Below are 11,657 nucleotides of genomic sequence, written 5' to 3' on the forward strand. Positions count from 1 at the left end.
AAAACAACCTGTCGGCTGTTGGACGGTCATGATGTCGCTAGAGTCCGTGCCGCCTAAGTATGCGCAGCTTGTCCAGACTCTGCAGAGGCGCATCGAGGCCGGAGACTACCCACCGGGCACGCTCCTGCCCAGTGAGAACCAGCTCATCCAGGAGTTCAGCGTCTCCCGTCCCACCGTGGTCGCCGCCCTGCGCGTGCTCCGTGAGCAGGGCTGGATAGAGTCTCAGCAGGGTAAAGGGCGCTTCGTGCGCGGCCGTCCGGCCATGGCCTCCGTCGAGCAGAAGCGGCCCGGACAGGCGTACCTGACCACACCCGAGAACGACACCACCGGCGAAGTCGTGGAAGTGGGCGCCGTCACCGCCCCGAACCGCGTCGGTGCGCTGCTCGACGTGCAGTCTAAGAGCAAGGTGTTCGTCCGGCGGCGGCTCATCGTGCGTGACGGCGAGCCGACCGAGCTCGTGTCGCTGTGGCTGCCACTGGATCTTTCCGGTGGTACGGACCTCACCAGCGGTGAGCCGTTGCGGCAGGGCTTCCGCGAGCATCTCCAGGCTCGTAAGGGCGTCAGGTTCGATCACATCGTGGAGCAGATCACCGCGCGCATGCCTGCGGCCGACGAGGCCAAGCAACTGGCCATGCCCAAGAACGTCCCACTCCTGGCGGTCTTCGGCGCTGTCCGTGACGCCTCCGGCCGGCCCCTTGCTGTCGTCGAGGTCCTGCTACCTGCCGACCGGCACGAGTTGGAAGACGCCTACCCGATCACGTGACGGGGTTGCTATCTATGTGCAGCGGAAGTCCCAGTCGCTGGAGTAGACGTCGCTGAACTCCACAACGACGGCTCTACCGTCTTCGGTGTCCTCGCCCCAGTCCAGACGGACGTCGGCCTCGTTCGCCACTCCAGTAATCGCGGCCTTGCGATAGTAGGCGCCGATCTCCCCCTCCGATAGACCGGTGCTGAGAGGCAGCCGGATCTCGAAGTGGCAGTAGTCGCCACTTCCACCGGAGTTCTTGCTTAATTCGGCTTCGCTGTCGCCGGTGCTGCGCGTCTCAGGCGGTAGCGGGATGGCCAGCACGCGCTCGTGAAAGTCGTCGAGCCGGGCATCGTCACGCCACACCGGCATCAGTGCCAGCAGGAACAGCCCAGCCAGCACGGCGATCCCGATTCCCGCTAAGAAACTCCACAAGATTCGCACCAGATCCTCCCCAGATGTCCGCCATAGGCTTGGGCGATTGTCTATCGCGTTGGTGACACGCCCGTCACCCGACACCTAGTCACTTGACCTATCAAGCTACGGAGAGTTATCGTCTAGCTACTTGATAGGTCGAGTGCCTGTCATCCAAGAGAGGAACCAACGTTATGGCTCTGCAAGGCCCCATCCCCGTCACCTTCGCCATGGTCTTCCCGCACGGCTGCTACATCGTCGGCGAGGTCGAGCCCGTCAAGGACTTCGACGCCTCGACGAACGGCCGGTTCGTGCAGGCCCGCGACAAGCAGACCGCCGAACTGGTCTGGCAGGTCGCGGTCATGGACGGCGACCCGACCCTCAAGCCCGCCCAGAAGACGGTGGCGGTCAAGATCCTGGCCCCGGTCCAGCCGGTGCCGCCGCAGCCCATGCCGGGGCTGCCGTTCACGCCGGTCGAGTTCGACGGCATGTCCGTCACCCCGTACGTCAACGCGGCCGGACGTCTCGCCTACTCGATCAAGGTTCAGCAGATGCACGCTCCCCGCCAGCTCAATCAGCCCGCCCAGAGCAAGGCTTCGGCCGGAAAGGAAGCCGCCTGATGACCCGACGCCGTACTCCACGCAACAGCGTGATCCGGCTGACCACCGGGCACGCCGCCCGCACCATGAACCACCCGTTCGCCCGCCGTGAGCCCGTCCTGGCGCTTGACTTCGGCGCCACCTCCGTCCTGGTCACCACCAGCGGACCCGTGACGGCCGAAGATCTGGAGTTCGCCCGCCAGCTCGCCCACGCGGCCCACCGCTTCGCCCGCTCCGTGGAACGCAGCTTCTACGGTCTGCCGGACGGCAAGGGGGTGGCGGCGTGAGCGAGCCCCGGCCCTACACCTACGTCACCTTGTCCCTGCAGCCCGACTCCGCGCCGCACATCGGCGTCTCCTCCCACACCCCGCGCCTGAAGGTCCGTGCCGGGCTCCTGCTCAGCAGCCCGCGCCTGTACCTGGACTTCGCCTCCTGCGAGGCGAACGTGCACATCTCCACCACCGGGGCCGGACCGGTCACCGAAGCCGACCTGACCCTCGCCCGCGACATCTTCAACGCCGCCGCTCGCTACCTGGCCGACTGCGAGCAACTGCACGCCGAACAGACGGCCGACGACAAGGACGCCACCGACACGGCGGCCTGACACAAGAAGGCGGGGCCGCTGGAAGCGGCAACTTCCGGCGGCCCCTCGGTTCTCCCACGACTTGCTCAATCACGAGAGGTACCCAGCTTATGTTCAAGCGGCTGCCTGGCGACGAGGCGCGCAACCTCGTCTCCACCACGCCCGACACGGCCGTCGTCTTCCGACCGGCCGTACTCAAGACACCCGCCATCATCACCTTCCTCGTCTACGGCTGGCGCTTCCTGTCCGCCCTCATCCGCACCACCTGGCGGCACCCGGTCGCCGTCGCCGTCCCCGTCGCCCTCGGCGGCATCTGCTACGGGTACGGCTGGCCTGCTGCGGCCTCCACGCTCGGCTTCGTCGTGCTGTCCCTGCTCGCCTGGGCCTGCACCGACGGCGATCTCTTCGCCCGCCTCGTCGGCTTCCGACTGCTGGCCTGGTGGCGGCTCATGTCGATCTACCGGCGGCACTGGCACGGCGTCATGGACGTCTCCGGCCTGGCCAAGCGCGTCAACGGACGCGTCTACATGCCGCGTCTGCTCCGCGTCACCTGCGACGGCTGGGCCGACCGCATCACCGTCCGCATGCTCGGCGGCCAGGCGGTCAAGGACTGGTCCGACCGCATCGACAACCTCGCCCACGGCTTCGGCGCCACCTCCTGCCGGGTCGCGCTCGTCAAGGGCGGGCGGCTGCTGCTGACCTTCCCGCGCAGCGATCCCTTGGCCGCGCCCATGCCCGCCCTTCCCATCCCGGACGAGCCAACGGTCGGACCAGTCGAGATCGGCAAACAGGAAGACGGCCGACCGCTCCGGCTCAAAGTCCACGGAACGCACGTGCTGATCGCGGGCGCGACCGGGGCCGGCAAGGGCTCGTTCCTGTGGGACACCATCCGCGGCTTGCTCCCTGCGATGCGGGCGGGGCTGGCTGAGGTCTGGGCGCTGGATCCCAAGCTGATGGAGCTGTCCTTCGGGCGGGAACTGTTCGAGGGCCGCTACGCCGCCGATCCGGCCGACTGCGCCGATCTGCTCGACGAGGCGGTCAGCGTCATGCAGAAGCGGGCCGCCCGGTTCGCCGGTCTCAAGCGCTCCCACGTCCCGACGATCGAGGACCCGTTCGTCCTGGTCCTCGTGGACGAGGTGGCGTTCCTGACCGCCTACCAACCCGACCGGCAACTGCGGCAGCGCATCTCCGCCGCCCTGGCCACGCTCGCCACCCAGGGCCGCTCGGTCGGCGTCGGCGTGATGGCGGCTCTCCAGGACCCGCGCAAGGAGGTCATGAACATCCGCAACCTGTTCCCCGACAAGATCGCCCTCCGGCTGGATGAGTCCGAGCAGGTGGACATGGTCCTCGGCGACGGCGCACGCGACCGGGGCGCCCTAGCCGACCACATCTCGCCCGTCCCGGAGCTGGGCGCGGGCGTCGCCTACGTGCGGTTGGAGACCTCGCCCGAACCGATTCGGGTTCGTGCCGCCTACGTCTCCGACACCGACATCCGCGCCATGGTCGCCTACTACGGGCAGGCCGCATGACTCACCTGCTCCACGGCCTGCGCTGCGCCACCTGCCTCACCCTGGACGTTCTCTGGCTCGACCCCGTCCGCGGCCTGGTCGAGTGCTCCGAGTGCGGCCAGACCGCGCTTATCGTCACCGACCCCGACGAAGGGAGGACCATATGACCCATGCGCACGACCGCGCCCTGCCCCGGGCCGTCCGACAGGCCATGCCGATGGCCCGCGACGTGCTCGTAGAGGTCGCCAAGCAGCACGGCGTCTGCATCCGCCCCATCCCGCTCAAGCGCCTCGACGTCGTCACCGGCAAGACGGAGATCATCGATGTCCCGTGCGGGGCCACGCTCGACAGCAAGTGCCCGCCGTGCGCCAAGCGCAACAAGCAGCTCCGCAAGGCCCAATGCCGCGAGGGCTGGCACCTCGACGCCGAACCCGCCATCACACCCGACGAGCCCAACGAGGAACAGCGCTGGCTGGTGGAGTTCCGCGCCGACTACCAAGCCCAGCGCGACGCCGCCGAAAAGGCTGGCGACGACACCACCGAACTGGATGCGATCATCTCCGGCCTGGACGAGGAGATCAACGCCGCAGGCATGCGCGGCAACGTCCTGGGCCGTACCGCCGCCAAGCGCTCCCGCTCGACCAGACGGCGCCAGGACGCGCCCGACCTGCCCAAGCGCAAGATGACCCCCACCACCCTTGGACGCACCTTCCAAGGTACCGACGGCAAGATCTACCGGCCATCCCTGTTCGTCACGCTCACCTTGCCCTCGTACGGCAAGGTTCGCGACGGCGCGCCCATCGACCCCGACACCTACGACTACCGGCGCGCCGCACGGGACGCGCTGCACTTCTCCAAGCTCGTGGACCGCTTCGTGCAGAACCTGCGCCGCGTCGCGGGCTATGACGTGCAGTACTTCGCCTCCGTGGAGCCTCAGAAGCGGCTCGCCCCGCACCTGCACATGGCCATCCGTGGAACGCTCCCACGCGCCGAGATCAAGCAGATAGCCGCCGCCACCTACCACCAGGTCTGGTGGCCCCAAGCCGACGAAGTCATCTTCGACGGCGACCACATGCCCATCTGGCAGGACGGCACCGGCTACCTGAACCCGGCCACCGGCGAAGTCCTGCCCACCTGGGACCAAGCCCTCGACGCACTCGACGAGGATGCCGAACCGCTCCACGTCATCCGCTTCGGCGAACAAGTCGACGTCCAAGGCGTGCTCGCAGGAACCCCGGACGCCGACCAGTGCATCCGCTACCTGTCCAAGTACTTCACCAAAAGCCTCGGCGACGCCCTCGACGGCGGCCAGGCCCAGCAACAACACGCCGCCCGCATGCTCGACGCGCTCCGCTACGAACCCTGCTCACCCACCTGCCCGAACTGGCTGCGCTACGGCATCCAGCCCAAGGACGCCAAGCCCGGCATGCACCCCGGCCGCTGCCGTGGCAAGGCCCACAAGCCCGAACACCTCGGCTACGCGGGCCGTCGCGTCCTGGTCTCCCGGAAGTGGTCGAACAAGACCCTGGCCGAGCACAAGCAGGACCGCCGTACCTGGGTCCTGGAAGCCCTCGGCCAGGCCGACGAGCCCACCGACCCACACCGCTACGTCTGGCGCCCAGTCCCGGCCGGCGACGCCAACGTGCCACCACTCGCCGTCCGCCTCCTCCGATCCGTCCACGAACGCCAACGCTGGCGAGCCCACCTCAGAGCGTTGGAAGCCAAAGGAGACGGCCAGGAACTTTCGGCAACCGAGGACATGGGGAGGGCCGCATGACCACACGCGACGAGCTGCTGACCGTCCGACAGGTCCTCGACGAACTCGGCGGCGTCTCCCGGCGCACCTTCTACCGCTGGCGTGAGGTCGGCAAGGCACCGGAGGGCATCCGCCTGCCCAACGGCGAAATTCGCATCTACCGCAGCGACCTCAACGCCTGGCTCGAATCCCTCCGGAGCGCCGCATGACGACCTCGTACGACGTGAAGTTCTTCGAAATCAGCCGCAACAAGTCCAGCAAGACACCCTCGTACGTCGTCCGCTGGTCCGTCGCCCGCAAGCGCTCCTCGAAGACCTACCGCACCAAGGCCCTCGCCGAAAGCTTCCTGTCCGACCTACGCCAGGCCGCCAAGCGGGGTGAAGCCTTCGACGTCGACTCCGGGCTACCAACGTCCATGATCAAAGCCAAGGACGCTCGTAGCGTTCTGGAGTTCGCCCAGGCGTTCATAGAGATGAAGTGGCCACATTCAGCGGCCAAGAGCCGGGACAGCATGTCCGATGCCCTGGCGACGGTCCTACCCGCCCTGACCAAGGAACGGGCGGGCCGCCCTGATGCCCAAGAGCTGCGCACGGTTCTCCGTAAGCTCCTCCTCCTGCCCGAAGACAAGCGCCCGACCGTACCGCAGCAGCACACCGCCGCCGTGGCCTGGATAAAGGCGGCCTCGCTCGACCTGGCCAACCTGGAAGAAGCCAAGACCGTACGGCTCGCCCTGCACGCCCTGACGCTGTGCCTCGACGGCAAGGCCGCAGCATCCACGACGATCGCCCGCAAGCGCGCCGTCTTCCACGCCCTCCTGGAGTACGCGGTAGAGCTGGAAGAACTTTCGGCAAATCCGCTGCACAAGATCAAGTGGAAGCCGCCCAAGACCACGGAGACGGTGGACCCTCGCGTCGTGGTGAACCCGCGCCAGGCGCAAGAACTGCTGATCGCGGTGACCTACGTGGGACGACGCGGCAGAGGCCGGCGGCTCATGGCTCTCTTCGCCTGCATGTACTACGCCGCCCTTCGACCGGCCGAAGCAGTCGGCCTCCGCATCCAGGACTGCCACTTGCCCGCCTCAGGCTGGGGACGGCTGACGATCGACGTATCTCGACCCGAGGTCAACACGCAGTGGACCGACACAGGGGACGCACACGAGGAACGCGGCCTCAAGCACCGGGGCAGACAAGACGTCCGACCGGTGCCCGTCCCTCCCGAGCTGGTCAAGATCGTTCGCGAGCACATCGCCGAGTACGGAGCGGCCAAGGACGGCCGGATCTTCCGCAGCGAACGAGGCGGTGTCGTCGCCTCCACGGCCTACACAGAGGTCTGGCAGGCCGCCCGGCTCCTGGCCTTCACGCCCGCCCAGGTCGCCTCTCCGCTCGCCAAGCGTCCATATGATCTCCGGCACGCGGCGGTGTCCCTCTGGCTCAACGCGGGCGTGTCAGCTCCGGATGTGGCCGAACGAGCGGGCCACAGCGTCGATGTCCTGCTGAGGGTCTACGCCAAGTGCATCGACGGCCAACAGGAGATCGCCAACAAGCGGATCGGCGACGCCCTCGCCGCATGACCCACACCTCAACCCCGCCCAGAGCCCCGGCCACCACCGGGGCTCTTGCTCTTGGCCGCGTATTGGCCGGAACCAAGGCCCGACCTGCGGAAACGCGCCCAAGATCATTGCACGCATATTGGTGGACCAGCGACAACAGGCCGCTCAGAGCGGCATCCGGCTGCACACCCCTGAAACGCAGAAGAGGCCCCGAAGGGCCTCTGACCTGCAGCTACTGCTGGTGGCAGGTGCAAGGTTCGAACTTGCGTAGGCTGAGCCGACGGTTTTACAGACCGCTCCCTTTGGCCACTCGGGCAACCTGCCGTGCCATCCGCTCTCGCGGCGACAGACAGAAGAATAGCGGACTTCGGAGGTGCACGTGACACCGGTTTGTCCCGAGGCGGGTCTGAGTCGTCCTCGCCTTGCTCTGGCGGCTCTCCGCGTCTGGGGCTGATCGTCCCGGCTCGGGCCGGTGGTCGATGGGATCGGTTACGCAGGGGTGGAGCGATGTGAGGGCTTCGGTCATGTCCCGCGGAGTGGTGTAGTTCGGTTCTCGCGTGAGGCTCTGCTGGTTCGACTATGCCGTCATGAGTTCGGTGTGCGCCACCCCCTGTGGATTGGTGGTGGGTGGGGTGAGCAGGGCCATGGAGCTTTCCGACAAGTAGCGACGGTCGGCGACTTGCCATTCGTCGTGGGCTTCGACCAGCACCGCACCGGCCAGGCGGAGCAGCGCTTCTGGGTTGGGGAAGACGCCGACGACGTCGGTGCGGCGTTTGATCTCTTTATTCAGCCGTTCGAGAGGGTTGGTCGACCAGATCTTCTTCCAGTGCCCGGGCGGGAACGCGGCGAAGGCCAGAATGTCGTCGGCGGCCTCGTGCAGCATCGCCTGCACCTTGGGGAACTGGCGGCCGAGCATGCCCGCGATCACGCCGAGTTGGTCGCGCACCATGTCCGGGGTGGGCTGGGCGAAGATGGTGCGGATGGCGGCGGCGACCATCTCGGCCGACCCCTTCGGGACGGTCGCCAGGACATTTCGCAGGAAGTGCACGCGACACCTCTGCCAGGCCGCGCCGAGCAGCACTGCGCCGATGGAGGCGACCAGGCCGGCGTGCGCGTCGGAGATGACCAGCTGCACTCCGGCCAGGCCGCGCGCCTTGAGCGAGCGCAGGAACGCGGTCCAGAAGGCGCCGTCTTCGCTGTCACCCACGGCGAAGCCGATGACTTCGCGGCGGCCGTCGGCGCTGACGCCGGTGGCCACGATGACGGCCTGGGAGACCACCCGCCGGTTCACTCGCGCCTTGCAGTAGGTGGCGTCCAGGAACAGGTAGGGGAACCTCTGCTTGGCGAGCGAGCGGTCGCGGAAGGCGGATACTTCCTCGTCCAGGTCGGCGCAGATCCGTGAGACCTCGCTCTTGGAGATGCCGGTGTCGGCGCCGAGGGCTTTGACCAGGTCGTCGACCTTGCGGGTGGACACGCCGTGCAGGTAGGCCTCCATCACCACGGCGAACAAGGCCTGGTCCACGCGGCGGCGGCGTTCCAGCAGCGAGGGGAAGAACGAGCCGGTGCGCAGCTTGGGAACCTGCAGCTCCAGATCACCCGCGGTGGTGGTCAGCGTGCGGGGGCGGTGCCCGTTGCGCTGCGCCACCCGGGTCGGGGTGCGCTCGTTCGGGGCGGCGCCGATCACCGCGGTCAGCTCGGCCTCGATGAGGGCTTGGTAGATGGTCTCGGCGGCGTGCCGGATACGTTCGCTCGCCTCGGAGTTCTTCAGTACCGAAAGGACTTCTAACAGGGCAGACTGGTCCAGGGCCATCGTGTGCTTCTCCTCTGCGTGTCACTTGGCGGTTTCACACAGAGACTCACGCGATGGCCCTCTGTCGTTAAAGGCGACGCGCCGATGAGGGCCGGTTCTACACCACTCGACGGGACGTGACCAGGGCTTCGGGTGAAGGGGATGTTTCGTGTTGGGGGCGCGCAAGGGGGCGTGGTCCTGCACGGAGGGCCGATGCTGGCTAGGCTCGTTCGCTGGGTCCGGGCGTTTCGTGGGCCGGGCCGATTTCGCCGCAGTTGAGAGGATGGGTGCTTTGGCCGATTCATCTTTCGACATCGTTAGCAAGATCGACCGCCAGGAGGTCGACAACGCGCTCAATCAGACGGTCAAGGAGATCGGACACCGCTTCGACTTCAAGGGGACCGGGGCGAGCATCAGCTGGTCCGGGCAGAACAACATCGAGATCAAGGCGAACAGCGAGGAGCGGGCGGGTGCCGCGCTCGACGTGTTCAAGGAGAAGGTGGTCAAGCGAGGGCTGTCGCTGAAGGTTCTCGATGCGGGCGAGCCCAAGCTGTCGGGCAAGGAGTACCGGATGATGGTCAGCCTGAAGGAGGGCATCGACCAGGAGAACGCCAAGAAGATCTCCAAGTTGATCCGCGATGAGGGGCCGAAGGGGGTCAAGGCGCAGATTCAGGGCGAGGAGCTGCGGGTCAGCTCCAAGAAGAAGGACGATCTGCAGGACGTCATCACCCTGCTGAAGGGCAAGGATCTGGACATCGCCCTGCAGTTCGTGAACTACCGCTAGCCCGAGGTATGCCGTACGGCTCCGAGTTGGCGCACACGACGATCGCGGAGAGCGTATCCGGGACACAAATGGGCTGTTCTGTGTCCCGGGCCGCTCCGTGGCGCGCGCCGACAGCTTCCACAGCGCGCGAACAGCTTCGCGACACGCGGGCGGCTTCGCGACACGCGGGCGGCTTCGCGACACGCGGGCGGCTTCGCGACACGCGGGCGGCTTCGCGACACGCGGGCGGCTTCGCGACACGCGGGCGGCTTCGCGACACGCGGGCGGCTTCGCGACACGCGGGCGGCTTCGCGACACGCGGGCGGCTTCGCGACACGCGGGCGGCTTCGCGACACGCGGGCGGCTTCGCGACACGCGGGCGGCTTCGCGATGCGGGCGGCTCGGCGTGGAGGTTGCGCCGGCGGGTGGCTTCGGCGTGGAAGCGGCGCTGGCGGGTGGCCTTGACCTTATGCTCGGTTAGCGTGACGAAGATCCCCCTGCGCCGGTTCACGGCACGTGTACTGCCCATTGACGAGCAAGGTCGAGTGCTCCTGCTCCATGGCTTCGATCCGGCTCGACCCGAACTGCGGTTCTGGTTCACGATCGGCGGGGCCGTGGAGGATGGCGAGACGCTGCAGGAGGCGGCGGCGCGCGAGCTGTACGAAGAGGTCGGGATCCGGGCGGGGGTGGAGGAGTTCACGGGACCGCATGCCGAGGCACTGATCGAGTTCGAGTGGGGTCAGTACGCGTTCACACAGGATCAGTCGTTCTTCGCGATCCGGGTGGATGACGCGGTCGTGTCGTTCGATCACATGGAGCAGATCGAGAAGGACACGACGACCGAGTACCGGTGGTGGAGCTCGGAGGAGCTCGAGAGTACGGCGGAGGTCGTGCATCCCGCGGATCTCACGACCATTCTCCGGAAGATCGCCGAGGCTGACCAGGCCCGGTAGGCGAGGTCAGCGGCGGTAGCCGGCCATGCGCTCCAGGCGGGCGACCCGCTCCGAAGTGGGCGGGTGGGTGGAGAAGAGGCGGCCGAAGCCTGAGCCGCTGAACGGATTCGCGATCATCATGTGCGACGCCGAGGTGAGGCGGCTGTTCTCCGGGAGCGGCAGCCTGCGGGCGCCCATCTCGATCTTGCGGAGGGCCGAGGCCAGTGCCAGCGGGTCGCCCGTGAGCCTGGCGCCCGACTCGTCGGCCTGGAACTCGCGCGTACGGGAGATCGCCATCTGCACCATCGTGGCCGCCACCGGGCCGAGCACCATCATGAGCAGCGCTCCGACGAAGCCGGGGCCCTCGTCGTCGTCCGAGCCGCCGAAGAACACGGCCACGTAGCTGAGCCAGGTGATCATGGTGGCGAACGCGCCGGCCACGGAGGAGATGAGGATGTCCCTGTTGTAGACGTGGGAGAGCTCATGACCGATGACGCCGCGCAGTTCGTCCTCGTTGAGCAGCTGGGTCAGTCCGTACGTGACGCACACCGCGGCCTTCCTGGGGCTTCTGCCCGTCGCGAAGGCGTTCGGCTGCACCGTCGGCGAGATGTACAGGCGGGGCATCGGCTGCCGGGCCTGCGTGGAGAGCTCGCGGACGATCCGGTAGAGGGTGGGGTGCTCGACCTCGCTGACCGGTCTGGCGCGCATGGCGGACAGCGCGATGCGGTCGGAGAAGAAGTAGGCGACGCCGTTGCTCACCAGGGCGAGCACGAACGCGATCCGCGCACCGGTGCCGCCGCCCAACCACGCGCCCACCGTGATGATCAGCGCCGACAGCCCGCCGAGCAGGATGGCGGTGCGCAGACCGTTGTGGTGCAAGGTTCCCCCTCTCGTGGTCTGGGTTCACCACGTCCAACGATGAAGACCCGGTGCTTCGTTCCCCGGTGTGCTCAGCTGAGGGCGGAGCGCGACTTCCCGTATCGGGCGCCTGGGTGATTCGTCCCGCCAAAACGCTTATG

General features: G+C 67.4%; 14 protein-coding genes and 1 tRNA gene. 11 read left to right on the forward strand and 4 right to left on the reverse strand.

Going from position 1 to position 11,657, the window contains the following annotated elements:
- The first annotated feature begins 28 nt into the window (after positions 1 to 28).
- Positions 29 to 763, forward strand: a complete 735-nt coding sequence (locus tag HD593_RS54960; protein ID WP_221525414.1) for a GntR family transcriptional regulator — start codon at positions 29 to 31, stop codon at positions 761 to 763.
- 12 nt (positions 764 to 775) lie between these two features.
- Here HD593_RS54960 and HD593_RS54965 read toward each other — a convergent pair whose 3' ends face one another.
- Entirely contained in the window at positions 776 to 1,189 is a 414-nt protein-coding gene (locus HD593_RS54965; RefSeq protein ID WP_185110772.1) for a hypothetical protein, read from the reverse strand.
- 164 nt (positions 1,190 to 1,353) lie between these two features.
- Here HD593_RS54965 and HD593_RS54970 point away from each other — a divergent pair, with 164 nt between their 5' ends.
- The 8 genes from HD593_RS54970 to HD593_RS55005 all read left to right on the forward strand — a co-directional run bounded on the left by HD593_RS54970 (position 1,354) and on the right by HD593_RS55005 (position 7,175).
- On the forward strand, positions 1,354 to 1,779 hold the full coding sequence (locus HD593_RS54970) for a plasmid replication, integration and excision activator (protein ID WP_185110773.1): 426 nt from the start codon (positions 1,354 to 1,356) through the stop codon (positions 1,777 to 1,779).
- Positions 1,779 to 2,045, forward strand: coding sequence for a hypothetical protein (locus tag HD593_RS54975; protein WP_185110774.1), 267 nt, complete (start codon positions 1,779 to 1,781; stop codon positions 2,043 to 2,045). Before HD593_RS54970 ends, HD593_RS54975 begins: the two co-directional genes overlap by 1 nt.
- A complete protein-coding gene (locus tag HD593_RS54980; protein WP_185110775.1) occupies positions 2,042 to 2,362 on the forward strand; it encodes a hypothetical protein in 321 nt (106 codons plus the stop codon). The genes HD593_RS54975 and HD593_RS54980 overlap by 4 nt, the downstream gene beginning before the upstream one ends.
- Positions 2,363 to 2,451: 89 nt before the next feature.
- A complete protein-coding gene (locus HD593_RS54985) occupies positions 2,452 to 3,870 on the forward strand; it encodes an FtsK/SpoIIIE domain-containing protein (protein WP_185110776.1) in 1,419 nt (472 codons plus the stop codon).
- Positions 3,867 to 4,016: a hypothetical protein gene (locus HD593_RS54990; protein WP_155128686.1), complete on the forward strand. Its 150-nt coding sequence runs from the start codon at positions 3,867 to 3,869 to the stop codon at positions 4,014 to 4,016. Before HD593_RS54985 ends, HD593_RS54990 begins: the two co-directional genes overlap by 4 nt.
- Entirely contained in the window at positions 4,013 to 5,626 is a 1,614-nt protein-coding gene (locus tag HD593_RS54995; RefSeq protein ID WP_185110777.1) for a replication initiator, read from the forward strand. The genes HD593_RS54990 and HD593_RS54995 overlap by 4 nt, the downstream gene beginning before the upstream one ends.
- Complete coding sequence (locus HD593_RS55000) at positions 5,623 to 5,814, forward strand: helix-turn-helix transcriptional regulator (protein ID WP_185110778.1); 192 nt, start codon at positions 5,623 to 5,625, stop codon at positions 5,812 to 5,814. The genes HD593_RS54995 and HD593_RS55000 overlap by 4 nt, the downstream gene beginning before the upstream one ends.
- On the forward strand, positions 5,811 to 7,175 hold the full coding sequence (locus tag HD593_RS55005; protein ID WP_185110779.1) for a tyrosine-type recombinase/integrase: 1,365 nt from the start codon (positions 5,811 to 5,813) through the stop codon (positions 7,173 to 7,175). Before HD593_RS55000 ends, HD593_RS55005 begins: the two co-directional genes overlap by 4 nt.
- A gap of 218 nt (positions 7,176 to 7,393) precedes the next feature.
- Here the strand turns inward: HD593_RS55005 and HD593_RS55010 are convergent.
- Positions 7,394 to 7,478, reverse strand: a tRNA-Tyr gene (locus HD593_RS55010).
- A gap of 253 nt (positions 7,479 to 7,731) precedes the next feature.
- A complete protein-coding gene (locus tag HD593_RS55015; RefSeq protein ID WP_185110780.1) occupies positions 7,732 to 8,964 on the reverse strand; it encodes an IS256 family transposase in 1,233 nt (410 codons plus the stop codon).
- Positions 8,965 to 9,226: 262 nt separating this feature from the next.
- Between HD593_RS55015 and HD593_RS55020 the strand changes: the two genes are divergently transcribed.
- Together HD593_RS55020 and HD593_RS64890 are read left to right on the forward strand one after the other, a co-directional pair.
- Entirely contained in the window at positions 9,227 to 9,727 is a 501-nt protein-coding gene (locus tag HD593_RS55020) for a YajQ family cyclic di-GMP-binding protein (RefSeq protein WP_221526720.1), read from the forward strand.
- A gap of 461 nt (positions 9,728 to 10,188) precedes the next feature.
- Positions 10,189 to 10,659, forward strand: a complete 471-nt coding sequence (locus tag HD593_RS64890) for an NUDIX hydrolase (protein WP_185110781.1) — start codon at positions 10,189 to 10,191, stop codon at positions 10,657 to 10,659.
- Between the two features lie 6 nt (positions 10,660 to 10,665).
- Here the strand turns inward: HD593_RS64890 and htpX are convergent, their stop codons facing one another.
- Complete coding sequence (gene htpX / locus HD593_RS55030) at positions 10,666 to 11,517, reverse strand: zinc metalloprotease HtpX (RefSeq protein WP_185110782.1); 852 nt, start codon at positions 11,515 to 11,517, stop codon at positions 10,666 to 10,668.
- Between the last annotated feature and the right edge of the window lie 140 nt (positions 11,518 to 11,657).

It is taken from the genome of Nonomuraea rubra, assembly GCF_014207985.1.
GTDB lineage: Bacteria > Actinomycetota > Actinomycetes > Streptosporangiales > Streptosporangiaceae > Nonomuraea > Nonomuraea rubra.

What these genes read in the sequence shown, in the direction of transcription:
- HD593_RS55020 (WP_221526720.1), top strand. Translation starts at nt 9,227, where the DNA reads ATGGGTGCTTTGGCCGATTCATCTTTCGACATCGTTAGCAAGATCGAC.
- HD593_RS54990 (WP_155128686.1), top strand. Translation starts at nt 3,867, where the DNA reads ATGACTCACCTGCTCCACGGCCTGCGCTGCGCCACCTGCCTCACCCTG.
- HD593_RS55005 (WP_185110779.1), top strand. Translation starts at nt 5,811, where the DNA reads ATGACGACCTCGTACGACGTGAAGTTCTTCGAAATCAGCCGCAACAAG.
- HD593_RS54985 (WP_185110776.1), top strand. Translation starts at nt 2,452, where the DNA reads ATGTTCAAGCGGCTGCCTGGCGACGAGGCGCGCAACCTCGTCTCCACC.
- HD593_RS54960 (WP_221525414.1), top strand. Translation starts at nt 29, where the DNA reads ATGATGTCGCTAGAGTCCGTGCCGCCTAAGTATGCGCAGCTTGTCCAG.
- HD593_RS54970 (WP_185110773.1), top strand. Translation starts at nt 1,354, where the DNA reads ATGGCTCTGCAAGGCCCCATCCCCGTCACCTTCGCCATGGTCTTCCCG.
- HD593_RS54995 (WP_185110777.1), top strand. Translation starts at nt 4,013, where the DNA reads ATGACCCATGCGCACGACCGCGCCCTGCCCCGGGCCGTCCGACAGGCC.
- HD593_RS55000 (WP_185110778.1), top strand. Translation starts at nt 5,623, where the DNA reads ATGACCACACGCGACGAGCTGCTGACCGTCCGACAGGTCCTCGACGAA.
- HD593_RS54975 (WP_185110774.1), top strand. Translation starts at nt 1,779, where the DNA reads ATGACCCGACGCCGTACTCCACGCAACAGCGTGATCCGGCTGACCACC.
- HD593_RS55015 (WP_185110780.1), bottom strand. Translation starts at nt 8,964, where the DNA reads ATGGCCCTGGACCAGTCTGCCCTGTTAGAAGTCCTTTCGGTACTGAAG.